A 22,486-nucleotide genomic window follows, 5' to 3' on the forward strand; every position below is an offset into this window, starting at 1 on the left:
GGCGTAACAAGGGGCATTGGGGACGATCATGGCAAAGACGGCACCGGAAGGGTTGATCACCGCGCTCGACATCGGTTCGTCCAAGGTGACGGCGATGATCGCGCAGCCGCTGGATGGCGGCGAACTGCTGGTGCTGGGCACCGGGCAGCGGGAAAGCAAGGGCGTGAAGCGCGGCTATGTCGCGGACATGCGCGCCGCCGAAACTGCCGTGCGGCAGGCGGTGGAACAGGCCGAACAGATCGCGGGCGTCAGCATCGAGGATGTGTGGGTCAGCTTTTCCGCCGGCGACATGGACAGCAACATCTTTCGGCGCGAGGCGCTGCTCGACGGGCGGCGGGTGGAGCAGGGGGATATCGAATCCCTGCTGCGCACGGCGCGCAACGGCATTGATCCCGGTCAGCGGATGATCCTGCACGCGCATCCGATGCGCTATACGGTGGATGGGCTCAGCGGGGTCAACGATCCGCGCGGGCTTCATGCCGACCGGCTGGGCGTGGAAATCCATCTGGTGTCGACCGAAGGATCGCCGGTTCGCAACCTGCATCTGTGCGTGGGATCGGCGCACCTCAATGTCCGCTCGATCGTTGCCGCACCCGTTGCCACCGGGCTTGCCTGTCTGACGCCGGAAGAGCGCGAACTGGGTGTGGCGCTTGTCGAAATCGGGGCGGGGCTGACCAATGTGTCCGTCTATTCGGGCGGCGTCGTGACCGGCATTGCCACCATCCCGATGGGTGGCGGGGACATCACCGACGATGTCGCCTCCACCTTTGGCACGGCCCGCGTTCATGCCGAGCGGCTGAAATGCGTCAAGGGTTCGGCCAATGTCACGCCCCGCGACAATCACGAGATGCTGGAGGTGCCGCCGCTGGCCGATGACGATCCCGCCGATGTGACCCGGATCAGCCGGGCACAGCTGATCGCGGTGATCCGCACCCGGCTCGACCGCCTGATCGCAGAGATCAAGCGCGAGCTGGCGCGGCTGGAATTCAGCGACGGCATGGGGCGTCAGGTCGTGCTGACCGGCGGCGGGGCTGAGCTGAAGGGGATTGCCGATTACGCGCAACAGGCGCTGGGCTGTCCGGTGCGGGTCGGCCGTCCGCGCGGGCTGACCGCATTGCCGGATGCCCATGCGACGCCGGCCTTTGCCACGCTGGCTGGCCTTGCCATGTTCGCGGGTAGTGATCCCGTCGACCTGCGCGCGATCGAGGCGAGCGGCCAGATCGTCGTCCGGCCGGGCCTTGGCGACCTGTTCCGAAAAATGATCTGGGCTTTTCGGACGAATTATTAAAGAAATGCTACTGAACAGACTGTCGGGGGCTAGGATCGGCGGTCCAGTTGGTGCAAACCTAGGGGCAAGCAAAGGGGGCCGGCACAGGTCGGGTCCGTGGAGACGAGGACAATGAGCATCGAATTCCTGCCGCCGGATGGCGACGAACTGACCCCCCGCATTTCGGTGATCGGGGTGGGTGGCGCTGGTGGCAATGCCATCGCCAACATGATCCTGGCCGATGTGCAGGGCGTGGAGTTCCTGGTCGCGAACACCGATGCTCAAGCGCTGAAGCAGTCAAGCGCGGCGCAGCGCATCCAGCTGGGCGCAAAGATCACTCAGGGTCTGGGTGCCGGTTCGCGCCCCGAAATCGGCCGTGCGGCGGCCGAAGAGACGATCGACACGGTTCGCAAGGCGCTTGAGGGCAGCCATATGTGCTTCATCGCCGCCGGCATGGGCGGTGGCACCGGCACGGGCGCTGCCCCCGTCGTGGCAAAGGCTGCGCGGGACATGGGCATCCTGACCGTCGGCGTCGTGACCAAGCCCTTCGCCTTTGAAGGCAAGAAGCGCGCTCGCTCCGCCGAGGCGGGGATCGAGGAGCTGCAGAAGGTCGTCGACACGCTGATCGTGATCCCGAACCAGAACCTGTTCCTGATCGCGGATGCCAACACCACCTTCAAACAGGCGTTCGAACTGGCTGACGAGGTGCTGCAGCAGGGCGTCCGGGGCATCACTGATCTGATGGTCATGCCCGGCCTGATCAACCTCGACTTCGCCGACGTCCGCTCTGTCATGCAGGAAGCCGGCAAGGCGATGATGGGCACAGGCGAGGCAGCAGGCGATGGCCGCGCGATCGAGGCGGCGCGGATGGCGATTGCCAACCCGCTGCTGGACGGCGTGTCGCTGAACGGTGCCAAGGGCGTGATCGTGTCGATCAGCGGCGGCGACGACATGCGCCTGCTCGAAGTGGACGAGGCCGCGCACCACATCCGCGAACTGGTCGACGAAGACGCGAACATCATCTGGGGTTCGTCGTTCAACCCGGAGCTGGAAGGCAAGATCCGCGTGTCGGTGGTCGCCACCGGGATCGAGGACGGCAATGCCGTCGCCGCGCCTGCGCCCGCCGCCGATGTGTCGCGCAGCTTCAGCTTTTCCGCGCCGCGCCGCACCCCGACCCTGGGCGAAAGCCTGAGCGAGGAAGCCCCGGCCGAACCGGCTGCGGATGCGGAATCGCTGGCCACGCTGGCCGACGACGGGCACGAGGAAGCGCCGATCACGCTGGAGCCGCCCGCGCCGCGCGTGTTTGCCGATGACGGTCTGGGCAATGATCCGACCGCGTCCGGCGGGGACGAGCTGGTGCTGGACGAAGCAGCGCAGGTCGCCAATCCGGAACCGCTGCCGATGTCCGGCCGCCGCCGCTGGCTGACCCCGGGTGCGGAAGAGACCCCGGAACCGGAAGCGCCGCGTTCGGGCGGGACGCTGTTCGAACGGATGGCCAATGCCGGCCGCTCGCTGACCCGCAACGAGGATGAGGAGCCGAAGGACAGCGGCCTCGACATCCCGCGCTTCCTGCATCGTCAGAACAACCAGTAACCAACGCATCGGGGGCCGGGTTACCCATCCGGCCCCCCAGCCTTTCGTTCGATCGTCAGTTCATTGCCCGATCATCCACGGCCTGCCACAGTCTGACGATCATGATCCGCTATTTCCGTTCGACCTTCCTGCCATTCACCGCCTGTTCGCTTGCGCTTGCGGCGGCTGGCCCGGCATCGGCCCAGTCGGCCGGAGAGGCGGTGCAATCGACCAGCACCGGCACCGCTGCACAGCCCGCAGTCGCGCCTGCCGCCACCCCGCTGGCCGATCGGTTGATGGAACAGGTCCGCATTCTGGCGGGCAATCCCCGCAATCTTGAGGCGCTGCTGATCGCTGGCGAAACCAGCGTCCGGTTGAGCGACCCTGTCGCCGCCATGGGCTTTTTCGCGCGCGCGGATCAGATATCGCCGCGCAACCCCCGCGCCTTGGCCGGCCGTGCCGCCGCACTGGTGTCGATGGAACGTCCGGGTGAGGCGATCTGGCTGTTCCGCGAGGCTGAGCAGCGGGGGATGGCGATCGAACCGATGGCGCTGGACCGGGGCCTTGCATTCGACCTGCTGGGCCGGCCGGACCTTGCGCAGCGCGATTATCGCCTGATCCTGAACCGCGGCGATGCGGATGAGGCGGTGCGCCGCCTGGCCCTGTCGCTGGGCATCAGCGGCAATCTGGCCGAAGCGACGCGGCTGATCGACCCGCTGCTGCGGCGCAACGACCGGTCGGCGTGGCGGGCATGGGCCTGTGTTCTGGCGATGAACGGCGATCCGGCGCAGGCCAAGACGATTGCGGCGGGCAGCCTGCCGGGATTTGGTCCGTCGCTTGCCCCGTTTTTCGACCGGCTGGCGCGACTGCCCGTGGCGGATCGGGCCTATGCGGTGCATTTCGGCACCCTGTCCGCCAATGCCGATCGCCGGGCCGATCTGGCGCTCGCCCCCGATCTGAGCAGCGCAAACCCGCAAGCGGGTGTAGTCCGCCTGGCCGCACTCAACCTGCCCGATCGCCCGCGCGCCGCCGATATGGCGCAGGCTATTGTTCAGCCGCTGCCCGGACCGCGGCAGGCCGCAGCCGTTACCCGGCCGGTACCTCCGCCTGCCGCTACTCCCGGTTCAGTCACGCCAGCGGCCCGGTCCGCGCCGGTAACGCTGGCAACGGCAAAGCCGCTGACCCCCGGCCCGGCTGCCGATGCTGGTCAGCCATCCGTTCCGGCCGTCCGCCAACCCGCGTCCGTCATGGCCACCGCCAGCCCGGTTGCCGCACCAGCGCCAGCGCCCGCCAAGCCGCCGGTTGACTTGGCAGCGGAGCGGGCAGCAGCGCGCGCCGAACTGGCCGAGATTGTCGCGCGTCTGGCCGGCGATGCCGATCCGACGCCGGAGCCTGTGGTACTGCCCGAACGCGTTGCCAAGCCGATGGTCTTGGACACACCGGCGGCCAAACCAACGGCATTGGCTGCAAAGCCCGCGGCCAGGGCGACCGAAACAGCCGCCGCCGAAAAGGCCAAACCCAAGCCAAAGTCCGTTCCGGCCAAGCCCGATCCCAAGAAACTGCACCCGTCCCGCATCTGGGTTCAGGTGGGGGTGGGGGCCAATCCGTCAAAGCTGCCCTATACCTGGCGTCAGCTCAGCCGCACCGCCCCCGAGGCATTCCGGGGCAAGAAGGGCGGCTATACCGATGCCGGTCGCACGAACCGCTTGCTGGTCGGGCCGTTTGCCAGCAATGCGCAGGCGAACGCGTTTCTGACCGCGATCAAGAAAAAGGACTTGGACGGCTTTCAATGGACCAGCCCGGCGGGACAGGAGATCGAAACACTGGCGGTGGAGTGACCGGCACGGACAGCGTTATCCGCCGCGCGCGATGGGCCGCCGATCCGCTGCGGACGCGCGGGCGGCTCCACCGGGAAGCGGGCGACGCCGAACGCGGCCCGCGCGATGCGTTTCAGCGGGACCGTGACCGGATCATCCATTCAATCAGCTTTCGCCGCCTGCGCCACAAGACGCAGGTCTTCATGGCGCCCGATGGCGATCATTTCCGCGTCCGGCTGACCCACAGCCTTGAGGTTGCCCAGATCGGGCGGACGATCGCGCGCGCCCTGTCGCTGAACGAGGATCTGACCGAGGCATTGTGCCTGGCGCATGATATCGGTCATCCGCCCTTTGGCCATGCCGGGGAACGCGCGCTGAAGGACGCGCTCGCCCATGCTGGCGGGTTCGATCATAACGGACACACGTTGCGCGCGCTGATGCTGCTGGACAGCCCCTATCCGGGCTGGCGCGGGCTCAATCTGTCCTGGGATACGCTGGAGGGGCTGGCCAAGCATAACGGGCCGGTACGCCATCCCGGATGGGCGCTGCGGCAGGCGGATGACGATTTTCCGCTGATGCTGAATGAATGGCCCTCGCTGGAGGCACAGGTCGCGGCGGTGGCGGACGACATCGCCTATGATAATCACGACATTGATGACGGCATCCGGGCGGGCCTGTTGACGCTGGATCAGCTGCTCGCCGTGCCGATGGTGGCACAGCTATGGGATGCGGTGCGTGCCCGCTTTCCCGACAGCCCGGCCGACCGGCTGGTCAGCGAGCTGACCCGCAGTCAGATCGGCCTGATGGTCAATGATTTCATTGCCGAAACGCAGCGGCGCATTGCCGCATCGGGCGTGGAAAGCGTCGACGACGTGCGCGCCGCCGGTCAGTGCCTTGCGGGCTTTTCGCCCGAAATGCAGGTGGCGGAACGCGACCTGAAACGGTTCATGTACGCCAATCTCTATCACCATCCGCGCCAGCTTGCGGCGGCGGATGCGGCGCTGGTCGTGGTGCGCGGCCTGTTCGATGCCTATGCCAGCGACCCGATGCTGCTGCCGGAGGGATGGCGCAGCGCGATGCCCGCCGACGATCCCGGGCGCAGCCGCCACATCGCCGATTTCATCAGCGGCATGACCGACCGCTACGCCATCCGCTGCTACCGCGAGGCGGTCGGCCCGATCGACCTGCCCGAAGGGTTCTGACCGCAGCCCGTCCGGGCCATCACCCCAACACAAAAAAAAGGGCCGCTTCCCGAAGGAAGCGGCCCGATCTGTTTGGCCAATGACCCGTCGGATCAGAACTTCGCGCGGAAACCTGCGTAGAAGTTGCGCCCACGAATATTATAAATTGCAGTTCCAGCACCGGTGGCGGTGGTACCGAACGGCGGATTCAAATTGGTAAGATTATCGATGCCAAGGAAGAGATTGTAGTCGTTCTTATCGCTTCCCTTATTGATTGCAAAATCAAAGCGAACATCGTGATAAACAACGCCGGGATACTCAAGCTGATCAAAAGCATCAAGATTGAGTGGAGGCTCATTGTTCAGCGTAAAGACGTTCTCATATGTAGTCAGAAGTTGCGGACCGATATACCGCATCTGATAACCAAACGTTACGTTGCTGAACGAAAGATCGACGTCCCAGCGGAACTCGTCCTGCGGATCACCAACTTCGGACAAGATCCGGTTTTCAAAGTTTGGACGAGTCGGATCTTGGAAGTTGCTGCTTTGCAAAACATGTGTGTACAGCAACCGCGAGCTCAGGGTGATATCCGAGGCAATTTCCGAACGGTAAGCTACTTCGAAATCTATGCCCCGACGAACCCGGCGAGCGAAGTTCTGAGGTCCAGACACAAGCGTGTTGACCAGAATCTGACCCGGCAGTTCCCCGAACGGGCCATTGGCACCGGTAAGGTTTCGCTGGAAGCCGTTGCAAAGCGGGCTGCCCCCGGGCGTGTCATAGCACGCATTAACGATGGTTTGGGCTGCAAGCGAAACGATGACATTGTCTACGGTAATGTCGTAATAGTCTGCCGACAGACTAAACCCTGGCAGGAAGCGCGGTGTGAAGACCGCACCAACCGTGTAAGTATCCGCAGTTTCTTCAGTCAAGTTGGCGTTACTGCCCGAAATGATACCCAGTGAATATCCCGCCAAAGGCAGATTTGCACGCTGCGCGTCAGTGAGTTCTGCCTGACATGCACTCGAACGGTTCGGGTTGTTGCCGATAGCGTTCGCGTTGCAAGGGTCGATGAATCCGTTGGCAAAATTCGGAACGGCCGGGAAGCCAGTTTCAGAGACGTTCGGTGCGCGTACAGCGCGGCCGTAATTGCCGCGGAGCCGCAGGCCATCGACTGGCGTCCACTCGACACTGCCGTTATAAGACAGAATCGTTCCAGCAGCATTGTTATAATCGGATACACGGATCGCACCGCTCAGCGTCAGGTCCTTGAAAAGGAAAATATCCTTCAACAGCGGAACCTGAAGCTCACCGAATGCTTCCTTAACTTCTTGCGCTGGAGCATTTACGTCGCCGAGGAATACCGAGTTGGTGAGGCCGGTTTCTGAATCCGCGTCGCTATTATTGCTTGCCTTGTCACGACGATATTCTGCGCCGACCACAAACCGAACCGGACCGCCCGGAAGTTCAAAGAGTTGGCTAAGGTCTCCCGACAGATAGCCCACAAAATTGAGCTGTTCGAGACGAGCCGTGTTCAGAATGTCCGCCTTGAAATAATCAACAGCCGCTTGGTTGTTGCCTGCGCCGAATGGATTGTACGGCTGACAGGCTGCGATATCGGCTGCGAGCTTTTGCGGCGTAGCCGCCGAACCGGACAGACCCGCCGCCAAGCCTACTGCGGCTGCCGCGTCAAATTGCGACCGGCACTGGATAGTATTGGTTGCAGGATTAAGGCCGGCGTCCAGGGACAGCAAAAAGCGCTGACGATCAACGAAGCCAAGCATCCGGGCGCTTTCTTCCATGCGGCCGTAGTTTGCTGCGATTTCATAGCTCCAGTCTTCGTTGAACGTGCCCCGGAACCCCGCAACAGCTCGGTAGGTCTCACGACGGAAAACCTCGTCACGATCCGGGGAATCACTCAACGTGCGGGCGAACTGGAAACGGTAGGTTCCGTTTACAATCGCGGTCCGCTGAGCGGCGGTCAGCGGCTGGCAGGTCGCTGCTGCAACACCAAGGCCATTCCCAAAGCCGCAACCCGAGGTCAGCAGTTCGTTGGTGAGCGTTGCACGATCAGCCGGATTTAGGAATGGGTTGTCCAGACGCATATTGATCCGCGTGTCGTTGCCAAGAGACGCGGTCGTGTTGTTCAGAAACGTCGGGCCAAGCTGATTGCCGATGGAATCGGAGCGGGCATATTTTGCTTCGAAGAAGAAATCGAATGCAGGGCTGAATTCGAAATGACCCAGCAAATTGGCGTTGTAACGCTCTTGGTAAGGCAGAATGGAAAGAAGCGTTCCTTCACGGCCCGTCTAGCCGTTGCCGCCGACAAAAGTCCCTGCCGGGCCCGAGCCAAAGCGAGTGCCCGTCTGTGCGACCAATCTGCCTGCAGGCGTAAAGATGAAATTGCAGCTGAACGCGGTTCCAAGTGTATTGGCAGGGCCGTTATTTGCCAGAGTGCCGTTTCCGCAGCGTGGCGTTGCCGCCGCCTGCGGAATTACGACCATCCCAAAGCGGTTATTGGTCGATGAACGAATGTCGTTGAAGAAAACCGCGTCGGGAAAGCCATCGCTCGCGGAAGGCAGGCCGGCGCTGTCAGTGTCGACAGTCGCGAAACCGTCAGCTCGGCGGAAAATCGGAATATCCGAAGCGTAAACACGCTGTTGGTGGGCATACTCCACATGAGCCGTGATGTTGCCGCGACCATCAGCAAAGTTCGTACCGGCGAGTGCGGAGACATACTGATTGCCGCCAAAGCCCTCTTCGGAAACGGCAGCCGTACCGCGAATTTGGAAACCTTCAAATGAGCGGCGCAGCACGAAATTGACGACGCCTGCAAGGGCATCTGAACCGTAAACCGCCGAGTTGCCGCCGGTCACAACATCGACCCGCTCCACCAGATCGTTAGGAATGGTGTTAACGTCGGGGACCGACGCGCTTGAGAGAATGTCGGCGGCGACATGACGCCGACCATTCACCAGAACCAGCGTTCGGACCGGAGCGAGACCGCGAAGGTCGAGCAGGTTCAACCCGGTAATGCCGACGCCGGCACCTGGATTCTGCTGAGCGAACGTGCTGCGCAATTGCGGCAGATCATTAAGCGTGTCGCCGAGGTTTGACTGACCCTGCTGGAATAGCTCCTCGCCACTGATAGACGCAATCGGAACGGCCGATTCAACATTGGGACGCCGAATCCGGGATCCGGTCACGACAATCAACTGATCGGCATCATCCTCTGCGGCTTCTTCTGTCGCAGCAGCGGCACTGTCGTCGGTCGTCTCCTGAGCCCAGGCGACCTGTGGGATGGTGAAGGCGGCGCTGGCAAGCGCGGTCGCCGTCAGAAAGCGAGAGAGTCTCATTGATGTGCCCCAGAATGAGTGCCGCGCGGGGGTGCGCGGGCTGTGAGGCAGAAAATTGCATTGTTCATGTTCTGGCAAGGCTCGGCAAAAACCTGGCAGACGTTTCGCCGACACCCTGTGGCGGCCATGTCACACTACTGCAATGCAGCAAGGGCCGCGCGAAATATTCGCACGGCCCTTGCCTATAAGCACTTTAAGAATGTTGCGTGAGCTCACTCGCCCGGGATAGGTCAGTATTAATGACCTTATCGTGACGGATGCGCTACAAACGTGTGATCACCGCTCCACACACAGGGCGATTCCCATGCCGCCGCCGATGCACAGCGTCGCCAGACCCTTTTTCGCATCCCGCTTCTGCATCTCGTGGATGAGGGTCGTCAGCACTCGCGCGCCGGACGCGCCGATTGGGTGGCCAATGGCGATCGCGCCGCCATTGACGTTCACCTTTTCGGCATCCCAGCCAAGCTCGCGGCCCACCGCCAGCGCCTGGGCGGCGAAGGCTTCGTTTGCTTCGATCAAGTCAAGATCGCCGATGGACCAGCCGGCCTTTTCCAGCGCGCGGCGGCTTGCGGGCACGGGGCCGATGCCCATGATCGAGGGGTCGACGCCCGCCGATGCCCAGCTGGCGATGCGGGCGAGGATGGGCGATCCGCGCCGTTCGGCTTCTTCCCGGCTCATCACGACCAGTGCGGCTGCCCCATCATTCAGGCCGGATGCGTTGGCCGCGGTGACGGTCCCGTCCTTCTTGAACGCGGGGCGCAGGCCCGAAACGCCGTCGATCGTTGCACCGGCGCGGATATATTCGTCCTGATCGACAATGGTGTCGCCCTTGCGGCCCTTGACCGTGACGGGCGCGATCTCGTCGGCAAATCGGCCAGAGGCGCGCGCTGCCTCTGCCTTGTTCTGCGACGCGACGGCAAAGGCATCCTGTTCGTCCCGGCCAATCTGATACTGTTCGGCCAGATTTTCGGCGGTGATGCCCATGTGATATCCGTTGAACACATCGGTCAGGCCGTCCTTGATCATCGTGTCGACCAGGCCGAGATCGCCCATCTTGGTGCCGAGGCGCAGATTGGCCGCATGGGCGGACAGCGACATGCTTTCCTGACCCCCGGCCACGACGATGCGGGCATCGCCCGTCGCCACCGCCTGCGCTGCCAGCGCGACAGCGCGCAGGCCCGATCCGCAGACCTGGTTGACGCCCCATGCGGGAATTTCCTTTGGAATGCCGGCCGCCATCGACCCCTGACGCGCCGGATTCTGACCCTGCGCCGCGGTCAGCACCTGGCCCAGGATCACTTCGGACACATCAGCACCGGTGATGCCCGCCTGCGCCAGCGCGGCCTCGATCGCGGTGCGGCCCAGCTCATGGGCGGGCACGGCGGCGAATGCGCCCAGAAAGCTGCCGACGGGGGTGCGCTTGGCGGCGGTGATGACGATATCGGTCATGGGTGATCGCTCCTGCTAGGCATGGCCGGTTGGGTCCGGCGGATGTGAACGCGGGCCTATCTAGCGTCGGCAAGCCCGCTTAACCAGTCACTCAGCGGCACCCAGAGCTGTTCTGCGGCGCGGCTACCCACCACCATGCCGACATGGCCTGCGGTCAGCCGCCGCTGATCCTCCAGCCCGATGGCGCTCGCGGCCGGGACGATCCGGTCGTTCGTCGAAACGAACTCGACCATCGGACAGGAAATGGCGCCGGGCATCACCGTCTGGCCGCCGACCGACCATGCCCCGCGCCCGGATGCGTCCGCCGAAATCAGGTCGTCGAACAGCTCGCGCCCCGCCGCCAGGGTCAGCGGCGCACCGGCATTGGCCCAGTCTTCCAGCAACACGAACTTGCGCGCGGCGTCGCTGTCGGGGGGCAGGGTGCCGAACCGCACATATTTGTCGATCGTCCGTTCGGGATCGATCCGCCAGAAACCGGCCTGCAGCACCTCCATCGGCACCAGGCCCAGTGCGTCGCAGGCCGCGCGGGAATCGCGCCATCCGCTGGCGATATCCGCACGTGCCCGCTCGCCATAGCCGTCGAACCGCCATGGTGCCGCAATCAGCGCGACCCCGGCCACGGGGTGCAGCATCGCTGCGGCAAGCGCCAGCGTCCCGCCGAGGCAATAGCCGACCAGAACCGGCGGCCGGTCCAGCTGCGCCAGCATGGGCAGCAACAGGCCGGTGACATGATCGCCCAGCGACTGATCCCGGTCCGCCGCCGTCGGATGGCCCCAGTCGATCAGGAACGTGCGATGCCCCGCCGCCGCCAGATAACGTGCAAGCGAACTGCGCTGCCCCATGTCCAGGATGCTGTGCGGGTTGATCAGGGACGGGACGAGGACAACCGGGGCCCCGTCTGCTGCGCCGCCAAAATCCAGCATCCGGGCGCGGCCCGCCGCTGCATAAGCGGGCACCGTGTTGCCGGCTTCATGGCGCGGCGCATCCTGATAGGCCCTGAGCCCTGCCAATGCACTAGCAATGCGTTCGGGCGATGCTGCACCATTCTGGTGCAGCATGGACAGAAACAGCGGCAGCGGCCTGGGGCCGTGTTGCGGTGCGGTAATGAATGATGCTACAGCCCTGTCATTCATCGCGCGAGGATCCCATGAAGAAAGCTTCTGCAGGCACTGGTCCCGTCATCATCAAGAAATATGCGAATCGTCGTCTCTATAATACCGAGACGTCGAGCTACATCACGCTGGAACACCTGGCAGCGATGACGCGCGAGGGCCGCGATTTCAAGGTGATCGACGCCAAGAGCGAAGACGACATCACGCACAATGTGCTGACGCAGATCATCATGGAAGAGGAACAGCGCGGCCAGACGATGCTGCCGGTCAGCTTTCTGCGCCAGCTGATCGCGCTGTATGGCGATTCCATGCAGGCGATGGTGCCCGGCTATCTGGAAGCGTCGATGGAAAGTTTCCGCCGCAACCAGGAACAGTTCAAGTCGGCGGTCGAGGGCGCGTTCGCCAACACGCCCTTCGCCGAAATCGCCAAGCGCAACATGGCGATGTTCGAAGCCGCCGCCAGCGCGTTCAAGACGCCGGGCGGGCCGGGCGCCCCCGGCATGGGCGTCGCCCCGGCGGCACCCGCTGCGGCCGAAACCGATGCCAAGGATGACGAGATCGCCGCCCTTCGCGCCGAGCTGGCCAAGCTGCACGACAAGGTCGAAAAACTGGGCAAGTAATTGCCGTAACTGGATGTCCCGCCGCCCGAACCGATCGGGCGGCGGACATTTCGCGCAGCCTTATTTCGGCTTCACGAATTTCAGCGTCATGCGGTCGCTTTCGCCGATCGCCGCATATTTTTCGCGGTCCTTGTCCTTCAGCGCATAGGTGGGCGGCAGCGTCCATACGCCGTCGGGCCAGTCGGCCGTGTCCTTGGGGTTGGCATTCACTTCCGACTTGCCGGCCAGCTTGAACCCCGCCTTTTCGGCAAAGGCGATGACCGAGCTTTCCTTCATATAGCCGGATTTTTCCTCAGCCACCGCGTCGCGCGATTCCGGCAGGCGATGCTCGACCACGCCCAGAACGCCGCCCGGCTTCAGCATCTTGAAGGCCGCATCGAAATTGGCCTGCGCCGCATCCGCGCCGCCAAAGCGCCAGTTATGGATGTTGCGGAACGTCAGCACGACATCGGCCACCCCGTCGGGGATGCCCGTTTCACCCGGCTTGACCGGGAAATTCGCGGTCTTCACCTTGCCATAGACATCGGGCTTCGCCGCGATCAGCGCGTTGACGCCATTGAGGCCGCGCGGGCTGGGGGCGGCGACGTGCAATGATCCCTTCGCCGCCAGATAGGGCGCCAGGATTTCGGTGTACCAGCCGCCGCCCGGATAGAGTTCGACCACGGTATCGGTCGGCTTCACGCCGAAAAATGCCAGCGTCTGGGCGGGGTGGCGATAGGTGTCGCGCGCCGTGTTGGCCGGGGTGCGGCTGGGCGCGGCCACCGCCGATTTCAGCGCGTCCGACGGCGTTTCCTGATGGTGATCTGCGGGCATCAGTGCAGCGGCGGTGCCGCCGATGCCGACAAGGCCCGCGACAAGGGCAAGGGTCAGGGACTGGCGCATTCGACTCTCCTTCACCAGATAGCGTTTCATTGGCGTTTGAATGGGTGCTGGGCAGGAACGATGCAAGCGATTTGGGGCGGCGTTGCGGCAATGACGATGGTGGCGGTGATCGGCGGCGTTGCTGAACATCGCCGGGTGAACCGCGACGATCCCGACCGGGTCAGCGTGGTCCCATGGCCGACCGTCCAGTTCCTGGCGATCCTGATCGCGTTCCTGCTGGCCGCGCTGGCCGTTACCGGCTGAAGATCAGCTGCGCGGCGGCTTCAGCGCGTCCAGCAGCGATGCCGTGGCCGACCCGCGCCGCGCCGGCTTGGGCTGGCTTTCATCGGGCGCCCATCCGGTCAGATACACGATGTCGAATCGTTCGGCGGTCCTGCCATCGGGATCGGCCATGTCGGCAAAGGCGGACGCAGCGCGGCCCAGCGCAGCGCGCGACAGCGGCGTGCGCCCGACCATCAGATTGGTCGCCGCCATCGCCCGCAAGTCGCGGAACAGCCCCGCAATCGAGCCATAGCGGACAGTCAGCGGCTCGACATCCGCAACCGGCAGGGCAAAGCCCGCGCGCATCAACAGGTCGCCTGCCGACCGTACGTCGATCTGCGGATGGACGCGCGCAGCCGGGCGATCCGCCTCTGCCTGAAGCAATGCGGCCTTCAGTGTCGAGAGGGATCCTGCACCCGCAAATGCGGCCAGGAACAGGCCGTCGGGGCGCAGCGCGCGGCGGATCAGCGCCAGCGCGCCGGGCAGGTCGCTGACCTGATCGATCAGGCCCGCCGAAACGATCAGGTCGAACCGTCCCTCGCCAAGCGACAGTCGGTCCTCCTCCATCGCGATGCCGCCGGCCTCTGCCGCCAGCCGGTCGGCGGGGTCGATCCGCGTCACCGCCATGCCGGGGGGAAAGGGAAACAGCGGGCGGCCACATCCGATTTCGAGTGCATCGGAAAAGCTGCGGGTCACCGCATCCAGCCGATCGGCCAGGCCGTCGATCATCACCGCGCGCAGGAAATCGTCCTCCTGCGCTCCGGCAATCCGGTTGCGGCGCAGGCGACGGGCGTTGCGGTCAAAGATTTCGGGGACGCTCATGCGGGCGGCTTGTGCCGGGTGCGGCCCCGCGCGACAAGGGGGCATGGGGCTGGGGATCGGGCAGGCGGGATGGATCGGGCGGCTGGCCGCGAGCGCGGTCGCGCTGGCGCTGCCGCCGCGCTGCCCCGGTTGCGGCGACGTGGTGGACGCGGACCATCGCCTGTGCCCCGATTGCTGGGGTGGACTGCGCTTTCTGGGGCCGCCCGCCTGTGCGCTGTGCGCACAGCCATTCGATGTGGAGCGCGGCGATCAGGCGCGCTGCGCCCCGTGCCTTGCCCATCCGCCGCCGCATGACGGGCTGCGCGCCGCCGTCGCCTATGGCCCGGTTGCCCGGCGGCTGGCGCTGAAGCTGAAATATGGCGGGCGGATGTCGCTGGCCGAAACCATGGCGCGGATGATGGCCCGGCATCTGGCCGATGACGCCGACCTGCTGGTGCCGGTGCCCCTGCATCGCTGGCGGCTATGGTCGCGCGGGTTCAATCAGGCGGCGCTGATTGCAGCGGACCTGTCAGCCATCCGGGGCGTGCCGAACGATCCAATGCTGCTGCGCCGGGTGCGGCGCACGCCCGTGCTGCGCGGGATCAGCGGGCACGACCGGCGACGGGCAGTGCGCGGCGCCTTTGCCCTTAGCACCGGGGCACAGGCGCGGGTGGCGGGCCGCCACGTCGTGCTGATCGACGATGTGCATACCAGCGGCGCGACCGTCGGCGCCTGTGCCGCCGTGCTGCGCCTGGCGGGGGCGGCGCGCGTTACCGTGCTGACCTTTGCCCGCGTGACCGGCGACCCTGCGGACGACACGCATTGACAAGGCGCGGCGCAGATCACAGCTAAACCCCATGGCAAAAGTCGAAATCTATACCAAGGCGTGGTGCCCCTATTGCATCCGGGCCAAGCGGCTGCTCGAGGAAAAGGGCGCTGCGTTCGATGAATATGACATCACCATGGGCGGCCCCCGCCGGACGGAGATGCTGGACCGCGCCAATGGGCGAACGACGGTGCCGCAGATCTTCATCGACGATGCGCATATCGGCGGATCGGACGATCTTGCCGCGCTGGAGCGGGAAGGGCGGCTGGACGCGCTGCTTTCGGCATGAAAATCGCGCTGCTCCAGATGACGAGCGGGATCGATCCCGCCGCCAACGCCGCCGTCATGGTCGATGCCGTGGCACAGGCAAAGGCGGGCGGGGCGGCGATGCTGTTCACGCCGGAAATGTCGGGCCTGCTGGATTCGAACCGGGAGCGGGCGGCACAGCACGTGACCGAAGAGGATCTGGACCCCGTGCTGTCCGCCGTGCGTTCGGCCGCGGCGGCACAGGGCATCTGGGTGCATATCGGCAGCCTGGCGGTGCTGGCGGGCGATGGCCGTTATGCCAACCGGGCCTTCGTCATCGACGACAGCGGCGCGATCCGCGCGCGGTATGACAAGCTGCACCTGTTCGACGTCGATCTGACGACCGGCGAACGGTGGCGGGAATCGGCGACCTATCGCCCGGGCGAGGGCGCGGTGGTGGTGGATACGCCGGTCGGCACGCTGGGCCCGGCGATCTGTTACGACATGCGCTTTCCCGACCTGTTCCGGTCGCTGACCGATGCGGGGGCGGACATTCTGTCGGTGCCGGCGGCATTCACCCGGCCGACGGGGCAGGCGCACTGGCACGTCCTGCTGCGCGCCCGTGCGATCGAGGCGGGGGTTCATGTCGTCGCGGCGGCGCAGACTGGCCTGCATCAGGACGGCCGGGCGACCTATGGCCATTCGCTGGTCATCGACCCGTGGGGCGAGGTACTGCTCGACATGGGCGAGGCGCCGGGGATCGGCTTTGCCGAGATCGATCCGGCGCGCGTCGCCGACATCCGCGCGCGCGTGCCCGCCATCCGCCATCGCCGCGCAATTCCGGCCGTGGAGCGGGCGGGATGATCGTGTTCGACCTGCGCTGCGGCAGCGGCCATGTCTTTGAAGGCTGGTTCGCCTCCTCGGCCGCATGGGAAGAACAGCGGGCGGCCGGTTTGGTCGAATGTCCGCTCTGCGGCGCGACGCAGGTCGAAAAGGCGGTGATGGCCCCCAATGTCGCGGCCAAGGGTAATAAGCGGCAGGATACTGTTCCCGTGCCGCGTCAGCGGCCCATGCCGATGGCATCGGCGGCACCCACGCTGCCGCCCGCGGTGCGCGAAGCGATGGCCGCCCTTGCCCAGGCACAGGCCAAGGCACTGGCCAGCAGCGAATGGGTGGGCGACGATTTTGCCCGGCGCGCGCGGGCGATGCACGCCGGCGACGAGACGGAGGCCGCGATCCACGGCCGCACCGATCCCGAAACGGCGCGCGAACTGATGGAGGACGGCGTGCCCGTGATGCCGCTTCTGGTCCCGGTCGTGCCGCCCGAACAGCTGAATTGACCGGCACGCCGCGCTGGCTTACCAGCCGCGCAAGTGCCCTCGTAGCTCAGCCGGATAGAGCGACGGTTTCCTAAACCGCAGGTCGGAGGTTCAAGTCCTCTCGAGGGCACCAAATGCCTTTTGCGGCTGGCTTTTGTGGCGGGTCTGCCGATCCGGCTGCATCGTGATTGACCTGTCGCGCACAATACTCCTACTAAACCGCCGTTCAACGCACCACGCGGTCGATGGGTCGATCGGCGATGGGAAGGGGAGGTTGCATGGCTGTTGGTGGGAATGAGGCGAAGGGTTCGCGGCGCGGCAATGTCGCGCTCGCGCTGGTTTGCGTCACGGCGCTGTTTTTTATCTGGGCGTTCGTCACCAATCTGATCGACCCGCTCGTGAAGAGCATGAAGGTGATCTACACGCTCACGGATTTCGAGAGCCAGCTCAACCAGTTCGCCTTTTTCATCGCCTATGGCATCGTTTCCATTCCCGCCGCCTGGTTCCTGTCCCGCCGCGGCTATGCCAATTCGATCATCCTTGGCCTGATCGGCGTGATCGCCGGCTGTCTGATCGCATGGTCGACCAGCATGTCGCAAAGCTTTGCCACCGTTCTGCTCGGCCTGTTCGTTGCGGCGTCGGGCATCACGCTGCTGCAGGTCGCGGCAAATCCGCTGATCGCGTCGATGGGCGATCCCAAGGGGGCGGCCTTTCGCCTCAATCTCAGCCAGGCGTTCAACTCGCTGGGCGCCTATGTCGGCGGCACCTTCGGTGCGGCATATCTGCTGAAGGGCGAATTGTTCGAAAAGGACGTGGTACTGACCCCGGCGCTGAAAGCCGACGGGCTCAGCTTCGTCACGCACGTCTATCTGATGATCGCCGGTGCGCTCGTCCTGTTCACGCTGCTGGTCTATCTGTCCCGCCGCACGATCGCGGCCAATGCGCCGGCCCTGTCGCAAAAGGTCGAATCGCCGTTTTCCGCGCTCGGATCGCGCTGGGCCAATCTGGGTGCGCTGGCGATCTTCCTCTATGTCGGCGCTGAAGTGTGCGTCATTTCGGGCATGATCTTCTTTCTGGAACAGCCCCATGTGCTGAACGTATCCGCGCTGGTGGCCGGATATATCGCGCCGATCTTCATGCTGCTGGCGATGGTCGGGCGGTTCGGCGGCAGCGTGCTGCTGCGCTTCATCTCGCCGACCCGGATGCTGGCGATCGTGGCGACGGGGGCCAGCTTGTTGTGCCTGATCGTGATCGGGACCTATGCCGTGCCGGCAACGCCGCTCGGCGGGACGATCGCGCTGCCCGGTGGGACGCAGCTGCCGCTGACGCTGGGCGTCATTCCCGCAGCCGCCGCGATTTTCCTGGGCCTGTTCAACTCGATCATGTTCCCGACGATCTTCACGCTGACGCTGGAACGGTCGACGGCGCGTGCGTCGGCGACGTCGGGCCTGATGTGCATGGCGATCTGTGGCGGCGGGTTTATCTCGATCCTGTACGGCGCAGTGATCGACCTGCTGATCCCGGCATTTCCGGAGGGTGCGCGCTCGCTGGCCTTTATCGTGCCGCTTGGCTGCTATCTGTTCGTGCTGTGGTACGCGCTGGCGGCGCGTCATGCACCGACCCATGCGATCGAGGAGGATGCGGTGGCCGTGCACTGATGCACGGTCGCCCCGCTCGCCCGCTCGCCAGTCTTCGGCGGCAAGGGCAGGGGTCGGGGCATCCGCAATTCAGGCAAAAGGGCGCGGGCACCAACGGGTGCCCGTTGCCTTATGCGGCGCGGGCGCTGTTCAGGTGAAGGATGGCGCGGGCCTGGCGCTGGGCCTCGGCGATTTCGCGCGCGGTCATGTCCTCGGCGATTTCGGCCCGGCACTGCTGCGCACGGATGTCGCCATGGCGTGCGGCCAGGTTGAACCATTTATGTGCCTCGATCAGGTCGATCGAAAGACCGCCCGATCCGCTGGAATAGACCATGCCCAGTTCGAAGCACGCATCCGTATCGCCGCGCATGGCATCATGCATCCGGCTTTCCATCAGGAACCGCGCACTCTTAACGCTGTTGCCCATGTCGCCCCCCTTTAAAGGCTGTTGCTTTGGTAGCGGGGGCAGTTCTGACGGCAGAATTTCAACAAATGGTTAACGGCGTTAACCCTGTTCGATAACCGGTCGATCAGGTGCGCGGGGCGACCGCGACATTGTCGATCAGCCGCGTCGATCCGATCCGCGCGGCGGCCAGCAGGCGGCGGTCGCCATCGCCCGGCGCGTCCAGGCTGGCCGCATCGACCAGCGTGACATAATCGATGACGAAACCGGCGCGCTCCATCTGATCTCGCGCCGCCGCCAATGTGGCCGCAACGTCGGCCCCCGCCTCGATCTGCCGCTGCGCCACGCCAAGCGCGCGGGGCAGGGCAAGGGCCGCCGACCGTTCCTCCGGGGTCAGGTACAGGTTGCGCGAAGACAGGGCCAGGCCGTCATCATCGCGCTGCGTCGGGATGCCCATGATCTGAACCGGCAGGTTCAGGTCAGCGACCAGCCGCCGGATCACGGCCAGCTGCTGAAAATCCTTTTCCCCGAACAGGGCGATGTGCGGCTGCACCTGATTGAACAGCTTGGTCACCACGGTCGCAACGCCGTCGAAATGGCCGGGCCGGTGGGCACCGTCCAGCCGTTCGGTAATCCCGCCGACGCGGATCGTCGTGGCAAAGCCGTCGGGATACATGGTCGGCACGTCGGGCAGCCAGGCGATGTCCACGCCGCCATCGGCCAGCATCCGCAGGTCCGTCGCCTCCCGCCGGGGATAGGCGTCCAGATCCTCGTTCGGGCCGAACTGCATCGGATTGACGAAGATCGACACGATGACCCGGTTCGCCTGTGCCTGTTCGCGCGCCGCCCGGACCAGCGCCATATGCCCGGCGTGAAGCGCGCCCATGGTCGGCACCAGCGCCACGCGGTCGCCCGCGCGGGCAAAATCCGCAATCGCGGCCTTCAGGCTGTCAAGGTCACGGATGGTTTGCACGGCGAACAGGGCTCCGATAGAGTTGCCCGGAGGGGCGCGGCGGTCATCTAGGCCGGTGCTAACGACCCCGCAACAAGGGATATTCGGGCTTGGCTATCGGGACCAAGGGCTTGCACGTCATCGTGTTCGCCAATGAAAAGGGCGGGACGGGCAAATCGACCACCGCCGTGCACGTGGCGATTGCGCTGGCCGCACGCGGGGCGCGGGTGGGCTGTATCGATCTGGACCATCGCCAGCGCACATTGGGCCGGTATCTGGACAACCGGCGCGAAACCATTCGCCGCACCGGGCTGGACCTGCCCATGCCTGCCTATGACACGCATGACGGCGAAACCATGGCCCGCTTTACCGGCCTGCTCGAAGCGATGGGCAGCAATGCCGATTTCCTGGTGATCGACACGCCGGGCCGCGACGATCGCTTTGCGCGGATCGCGGTGACCAATGCGGACACGCTGGTCACGCCGATGAACGACAGCTTTGTCGATTTCGACCTGATCGGTCAGGTGGACCCGGACACGTTCAAGGTGACGCGGCCCAGCTTTTATTCCGAACTGATCTGGGAAACGCGCAAGACGCGCGCCCGGGCGGACGGCGCGACGATCGACTGGGTCGTCCTGCGCAACCGCGTCCAGCATATCGAGGCGCGCAACATGAAGCGGGTGGGCGAGGCGATCGAGCAATTGTCCAAACGGGTCGGCTTTCGCGTCATCGCCGGCCTGTCGGAACGCGTCATCTATCGCGAGCTGTTCCCAAAGGGGCTGACCATGCTCGATTCGCGCGCCTTTGGTGAAATGGGGATCGCCCATGTCGCCGCGCGTCAGGAACTGCGCGAATTGATGGCGGGCCTGGCGCTGCCCGATCCCGGGCCGGACAGCGCTGCCGTGCCGCGCGTCGCCTGATCGCGCAACCGACATGATCTGGAAACTCCTGATCGCGCTGGCGGTCGCCTATGCCGGATGGTGGCTGTGGCGGCTGCCGGTCGTGCGGCAGGACCGGTTCCGCAAGGCGCCATCGCGCCCGCCGCGCCCCCCCGCCGCGATCAACGACGACGTGGCAGAGGCGCGCGCGGTGCTGGGCGTGGCAGCGACGGCGGACGAGGCGGAGATTCGCGCCGCGCATCGCCGGTTGATCGCTGCGGTCCATCCCGACCGGGGCGGGTCGGCCGAGTTGACCCGAAGGGTTAATGCGGCGCGCGACATGTTGCTGAAACAAATCAGGTCTTGAACGTTTGTTGCACTGCGGCAATAGGTCCGGCCGCACCGCCTATCGGCAGGGGAGATCCGAATGACTCATCAATTCAACCCGACCAGCCTTCGCGAATATGACATTCGCGGCATTGTCGGAAAAACGCTGGGCGAGGCGGATGCCCGTGCGATCGGGCGCGGTTTCGCCACGCTGATCCGCCGCGCCGGCGGCACGCGCGTTGCGGTGGGCCGCGATGGCCGCCTGTCCTCGCCGATGCTGGAGGCCGCGCTGGTCGATGGCCTGACCGCCAGCGGCGTCGACGTCGTGCGCGTCGGCCTGGGCCCCACGCCGATGCTCTATTACGCCGAAGCGACGCTAGAGGTGGATGGCGGCATCCAGATAACCGGCAGCCATAATCCCGCCGACTACAATGGCTTCAAGATGGTGTTTCAGCACAAGCCGTTTTTCGGTGCCGACATCCAGACGCTGGGCCGGATGGCGGCCGAGGGCGATTGGGAAGACGGCACGGGCGAGGTGACCGACGCCGATATCCTGGATGCCTATGTCGACCGGCTGGTCGAGGATTTCGACGGCAAGGGGTTCCGCATCGGCTGGGACGCCGGAAACGGGGCGGCGGGCACCGTGATCGAAAAGCTGGTCGCCAAGCTGCCCGGCGAGCATTTCACGCTGTTCACCGATATCGACGGCACGTTCCCCAATCATCATCCCGATCCCACCGAGGAAAAGAACCTTGCCGATCTGAAGGCGCTGGTCGCGGAAAAGCAGCTCGATTTCGGACTGGCCTTTGACGGCGATGGCGACCGGATCGGCGCGATCGACGGGCAGGGCCGCGTGATCTGGGGCGATCAGCTTCTGTCCATTCTGGCCGAAGCCGTCCTGGCCGATGTTCCCGGCGCGACGATCATCGCGGACGTCAAGGCCAGCCAGGCCCTGTATGACCGGATCGCCGAACTGGGCGGCCAGCCGCTGATGTGGAAGACCGGGCACAGCCTGGTTAAGACCAAGATGAAGGAAACCGGTTCGCCGCTGGCCGGCGAAATGTCGGGCCATATCTTCTTTGCCCATCGCTTCTACGGCTTTGACGATGCGCAATATGCTGCGGTCCGTCTGATCGAGGCGGTAAGCAAGATCGGCAAGTCGGTGACGCAGATGCGCAGCGAAATGCCGGCCATGGTCAACACGCCCGAAATGCGGTTTCAGGTCGATGAATCGCGCAAGTTCGCGGTGGTGGACGAAGTGCTCGCCCGGCTGAAGGCGGATGGCGCGAACGTCAACGATACCGATGGCGCGCGGGTCAACACGCCCGATGGCTGGTGGCTGCTGCGCGCGTCCAACACGCAGGACGTGCTGGTCGCCCGTGCCGAATCGATGGATCAGGCCGGGCTGGACCGGCTGATGGCGATGATCGACGAACAGCTGGCGGCCAGCGGGATCGTGCGCGGGCCGCAGGCAGCGCACTGATCCGGTGCCGCGGCCCCGGCCGGTACCGGGGTCGCGGTCACGGTCGTCGAACCCTGGCGCACGCTTTCTGCTGGCAATCGCGGGCGGTAAGGCCCATTTG

The 22,486-nt window shown here is 65.0% G+C and carries 22 protein-coding genes and 1 tRNA gene; 15 read left to right on the forward strand and 8 right to left on the reverse strand.

The features are described 5' to 3' along the window. The first annotated feature begins 28 nt into the window (after positions 1-28). The 4 genes from ftsA to ACNI3Q_RS09555 all read left to right on the forward strand — a co-directional run bounded on the left by ftsA (position 29) and on the right by ACNI3Q_RS09555 (position 5,858). Positions 29-1,288, forward strand: a complete 1,260-nt coding sequence (gene ftsA, locus ACNI3Q_RS09540; protein WP_426276113.1) for a cell division protein FtsA — start codon at positions 29-31, stop codon at positions 1,286-1,288. Positions 1,289-1,399: 111 nt separating this feature from the next. Next, positions 1,400-2,860 carry a cell division protein FtsZ gene (gene ftsZ, locus ACNI3Q_RS09545; protein ID WP_426276115.1) on the forward strand — a complete coding sequence of 487 codons (1,461 nt, stop codon included), beginning with the start codon at positions 1,400-1,402 and terminating at the stop codon, positions 2,858-2,860. Between the two features lie 101 nt (positions 2,861-2,961). Next, on the forward strand, positions 2,962-4,677 hold the full coding sequence (locus tag ACNI3Q_RS09550; RefSeq protein WP_426276117.1) for an SPOR domain-containing protein: 1,716 nt from the start codon (positions 2,962-2,964) through the stop codon (positions 4,675-4,677). Continuing rightward, positions 4,674-5,858 (forward strand): deoxyguanosinetriphosphate triphosphohydrolase, encoded by a 1,185-nt coding sequence (locus ACNI3Q_RS09555; RefSeq protein WP_426276119.1) that lies wholly within the window; start codon positions 4,674-4,676, stop codon positions 5,856-5,858. Before ACNI3Q_RS09550 ends, ACNI3Q_RS09555 begins: the two co-directional genes overlap by 4 nt. Positions 5,859-5,950: 92 nt before the next feature. Here ACNI3Q_RS09555 and ACNI3Q_RS09560 read toward each other — a convergent pair whose 3' ends face one another. From ACNI3Q_RS09560 to ACNI3Q_RS09575, 4 genes are all read right to left on the reverse strand, one after another. Beyond that, complete coding sequence (locus ACNI3Q_RS09560; RefSeq protein ID WP_426276121.1) at positions 5,951-8,083, reverse strand: TonB-dependent receptor domain-containing protein; 2,133 nt, start codon at positions 8,081-8,083, stop codon at positions 5,951-5,953. A 60-nt stretch (positions 8,084-8,143) separates the two neighbouring features. Continuing rightward, positions 8,144-9,190 carry a TonB-dependent receptor plug domain-containing protein gene (locus ACNI3Q_RS09565; protein ID WP_426276124.1) on the reverse strand — a complete coding sequence of 349 codons (1,047 nt, stop codon included), beginning with the start codon at positions 9,188-9,190 and terminating at the stop codon, positions 8,144-8,146. 276 nt (positions 9,191-9,466) lie between these two features. Then, entirely contained in the window at positions 9,467-10,639 is a 1,173-nt protein-coding gene (locus ACNI3Q_RS09570) for an acetyl-CoA C-acetyltransferase (RefSeq protein WP_426276126.1), read from the reverse strand. 56 nt (positions 10,640-10,695) lie between these two features. Next, complete coding sequence (locus tag ACNI3Q_RS09575) at positions 10,696-11,772, reverse strand: alpha/beta fold hydrolase (protein ID WP_426276128.1); 1,077 nt, start codon at positions 11,770-11,772, stop codon at positions 10,696-10,698. A gap of 14 nt (positions 11,773-11,786) precedes the next feature. Here ACNI3Q_RS09575 and phaR point away from each other — a divergent pair, with 14 nt between their 5' ends. Further along, positions 11,787-12,371 (forward strand): polyhydroxyalkanoate synthesis repressor PhaR, encoded by a 585-nt coding sequence (gene phaR, locus ACNI3Q_RS09580; protein ID WP_426276130.1) that lies wholly within the window; start codon positions 11,787-11,789, stop codon positions 12,369-12,371. A gap of 60 nt (positions 12,372-12,431) precedes the next feature. On the opposite strand, the gene ACNI3Q_RS09585 is transcribed toward phaR, so the two are convergent. Next, positions 12,432-13,253 (reverse strand): class I SAM-dependent methyltransferase, encoded by an 822-nt coding sequence (locus ACNI3Q_RS09585; protein ID WP_426276132.1) that lies wholly within the window; start codon positions 13,251-13,253, stop codon positions 12,432-12,434. Positions 13,254-13,313: 60 nt separating this feature from the next. Here ACNI3Q_RS09585 and ACNI3Q_RS09590 point away from each other — a divergent pair, with 60 nt between their 5' ends. Beyond that, complete coding sequence (locus ACNI3Q_RS09590) at positions 13,314-13,496, forward strand: hypothetical protein (RefSeq protein WP_260021984.1); 183 nt, start codon at positions 13,314-13,316, stop codon at positions 13,494-13,496. Between the two features lie 3 nt (positions 13,497-13,499). Here ACNI3Q_RS09590 and ACNI3Q_RS09595 read toward each other — a convergent pair whose 3' ends face one another. Then, on the reverse strand, positions 13,500-14,336 hold the full coding sequence (locus ACNI3Q_RS09595) for a methyltransferase domain-containing protein (protein ID WP_426276134.1): 837 nt from the start codon (positions 14,334-14,336) through the stop codon (positions 13,500-13,502). Positions 14,337-14,379: 43 nt separating this feature from the next. Here ACNI3Q_RS09595 and ACNI3Q_RS09600 point away from each other — a divergent pair, with 43 nt between their 5' ends. The 6 genes from ACNI3Q_RS09600 to ACNI3Q_RS09625 all read left to right on the forward strand — a co-directional run bounded on the left by ACNI3Q_RS09600 (position 14,380) and on the right by ACNI3Q_RS09625 (position 18,364). After that, positions 14,380-15,141, forward strand: a complete 762-nt coding sequence (locus ACNI3Q_RS09600; RefSeq protein WP_426276136.1) for a ComF family protein — start codon at positions 14,380-14,382, stop codon at positions 15,139-15,141. 31 nt (positions 15,142-15,172) lie between these two features. Continuing rightward, positions 15,173-15,430, forward strand: coding sequence for a glutaredoxin 3 (gene grxC, locus ACNI3Q_RS09605; protein ID WP_426276138.1), 258 nt, complete (start codon positions 15,173-15,175; stop codon positions 15,428-15,430). Continuing rightward, entirely contained in the window at positions 15,427-16,251 is an 825-nt protein-coding gene (locus tag ACNI3Q_RS09610; protein WP_426276140.1) for a carbon-nitrogen hydrolase family protein, read from the forward strand. Before grxC ends, ACNI3Q_RS09610 begins: the two co-directional genes overlap by 4 nt. Beyond that, positions 16,248-16,727, forward strand: coding sequence for a DUF1178 family protein (locus tag ACNI3Q_RS09615; protein WP_426276142.1), 480 nt, complete (start codon positions 16,248-16,250; stop codon positions 16,725-16,727). Before ACNI3Q_RS09610 ends, ACNI3Q_RS09615 begins: the two co-directional genes overlap by 4 nt. Before the next feature lie 35 nt (positions 16,728-16,762). Further along, positions 16,763-16,839 (forward strand) — tRNA-Arg (locus ACNI3Q_RS09620). Between the two features lie 145 nt (positions 16,840-16,984). Continuing rightward, the gene (locus tag ACNI3Q_RS09625) at positions 16,985-18,364 is read left to right on the forward strand and encodes a sugar MFS transporter (RefSeq protein WP_426276144.1); all 1,380 of its coding nucleotides are present in this window, start codon (positions 16,985-16,987) and stop codon (positions 18,362-18,364) included. A gap of 109 nt (positions 18,365-18,473) precedes the next feature. Here ACNI3Q_RS09625 and ACNI3Q_RS09630 read toward each other — a convergent pair whose 3' ends face one another. Together ACNI3Q_RS09630 and panC are read right to left on the reverse strand one after the other, a co-directional pair. Further along, complete coding sequence (locus ACNI3Q_RS09630; protein ID WP_260021993.1) at positions 18,474-18,770, reverse strand: SEL1-like repeat protein; 297 nt, start codon at positions 18,768-18,770, stop codon at positions 18,474-18,476. Between the two features lie 103 nt (positions 18,771-18,873). Next, complete coding sequence (gene panC, locus ACNI3Q_RS09635; protein ID WP_260021994.1) at positions 18,874-19,719, reverse strand: pantoate--beta-alanine ligase; 846 nt, start codon at positions 19,717-19,719, stop codon at positions 18,874-18,876. A gap of 89 nt (positions 19,720-19,808) precedes the next feature. Here panC and ACNI3Q_RS09640 point away from each other — a divergent pair, with 89 nt between their 5' ends. The 3 genes from ACNI3Q_RS09640 to pgmG are packed head-to-tail and all read left to right on the forward strand — an operon-like array spanning position 19,809 to position 22,386. After that, on the forward strand, positions 19,809-20,618 hold the full coding sequence (locus tag ACNI3Q_RS09640) for a division plane positioning ATPase MipZ (RefSeq protein WP_426276146.1): 810 nt from the start codon (positions 19,809-19,811) through the stop codon (positions 20,616-20,618). A gap of 13 nt (positions 20,619-20,631) precedes the next feature. Continuing rightward, on the forward strand, positions 20,632-20,943 hold the full coding sequence (locus ACNI3Q_RS09645) for a J domain-containing protein (RefSeq protein WP_426276148.1): 312 nt from the start codon (positions 20,632-20,634) through the stop codon (positions 20,941-20,943). 60 nt (positions 20,944-21,003) lie between these two features. Beyond that, positions 21,004-22,386: a phosphoglucomutase/phosphomannomutase PgmG gene (pgmG, locus tag ACNI3Q_RS09650; RefSeq protein WP_426276150.1), complete on the forward strand. Its 1,383-nt coding sequence runs from the start codon at positions 21,004-21,006 to the stop codon at positions 22,384-22,386. Positions 22,387-22,486 lie beyond the last annotated feature (100 nt).

The organism is Sphingomonas eleionomae, assembly GCF_049889035.1.
Taxonomy (GTDB): domain Bacteria; phylum Pseudomonadota; class Alphaproteobacteria; order Sphingomonadales; family Sphingomonadaceae; genus Sphingomonas.

What these genes read in the sequence shown, in the direction of transcription:
- ftsA (WP_426276113.1), top strand. Translation starts at nt 29, where the DNA reads ATGGCAAAGACGGCACCGGAAGGGTTGATCACCGCGCTCGACATCGGT.
- ftsZ (WP_426276115.1), top strand. Translation starts at nt 1,400, where the DNA reads ATGAGCATCGAATTCCTGCCGCCGGATGGCGACGAACTGACCCCCCGC.
- ACNI3Q_RS09550 (WP_426276117.1), top strand. Translation starts at nt 2,962, where the DNA reads ATGATCCGCTATTTCCGTTCGACCTTCCTGCCATTCACCGCCTGTTCG.
- ACNI3Q_RS09565 (WP_426276124.1), bottom strand. Translation starts at nt 9,190, where the DNA reads ATGAGACTCTCTCGCTTTCTGACGGCGACCGCGCTTGCCAGCGCCGCC.
- ACNI3Q_RS09570 (WP_426276126.1), bottom strand. Translation starts at nt 10,639, where the DNA reads ATGACCGATATCGTCATCACCGCCGCCAAGCGCACCCCCGTCGGCAGC.
- ACNI3Q_RS09575 (WP_426276128.1), bottom strand. Translation starts at nt 11,772, where the DNA reads ATGAATGACAGGGCTGTAGCATCATTCATTACCGCACCGCAACACGGC.
- phaR (WP_426276130.1), top strand. Translation starts at nt 11,787, where the DNA reads ATGAAGAAAGCTTCTGCAGGCACTGGTCCCGTCATCATCAAGAAATAT.
- ACNI3Q_RS09585 (WP_426276132.1), bottom strand. Translation starts at nt 13,253, where the DNA reads ATGCGCCAGTCCCTGACCCTTGCCCTTGTCGCGGGCCTTGTCGGCATC.
- ACNI3Q_RS09590 (WP_260021984.1), top strand. Translation starts at nt 13,314, where the DNA reads ATGCAAGCGATTTGGGGCGGCGTTGCGGCAATGACGATGGTGGCGGTG.
- ACNI3Q_RS09595 (WP_426276134.1), bottom strand. Translation starts at nt 14,336, where the DNA reads ATGAGCGTCCCCGAAATCTTTGACCGCAACGCCCGTCGCCTGCGCCGC.
- ACNI3Q_RS09600 (WP_426276136.1), top strand. Translation starts at nt 14,380, where the DNA reads ATGGGGCTGGGGATCGGGCAGGCGGGATGGATCGGGCGGCTGGCCGCG.
- grxC (WP_426276138.1), top strand. Translation starts at nt 15,173, where the DNA reads ATGGCAAAAGTCGAAATCTATACCAAGGCGTGGTGCCCCTATTGCATC.
- ACNI3Q_RS09610 (WP_426276140.1), top strand. Translation starts at nt 15,427, where the DNA reads ATGAAAATCGCGCTGCTCCAGATGACGAGCGGGATCGATCCCGCCGCC.
- ACNI3Q_RS09615 (WP_426276142.1), top strand. Translation starts at nt 16,248, where the DNA reads ATGATCGTGTTCGACCTGCGCTGCGGCAGCGGCCATGTCTTTGAAGGC.
- ACNI3Q_RS09625 (WP_426276144.1), top strand. Translation starts at nt 16,985, where the DNA reads ATGGCTGTTGGTGGGAATGAGGCGAAGGGTTCGCGGCGCGGCAATGTC.
- ACNI3Q_RS09630 (WP_260021993.1), bottom strand. Translation starts at nt 18,770, where the DNA reads ATGGGCAACAGCGTTAAGAGTGCGCGGTTCCTGATGGAAAGCCGGATG.
- ACNI3Q_RS09645 (WP_426276148.1), top strand. Translation starts at nt 20,632, where the DNA reads ATGATCTGGAAACTCCTGATCGCGCTGGCGGTCGCCTATGCCGGATGG.
- pgmG (WP_426276150.1), top strand. Translation starts at nt 21,004, where the DNA reads ATGACTCATCAATTCAACCCGACCAGCCTTCGCGAATATGACATTCGC.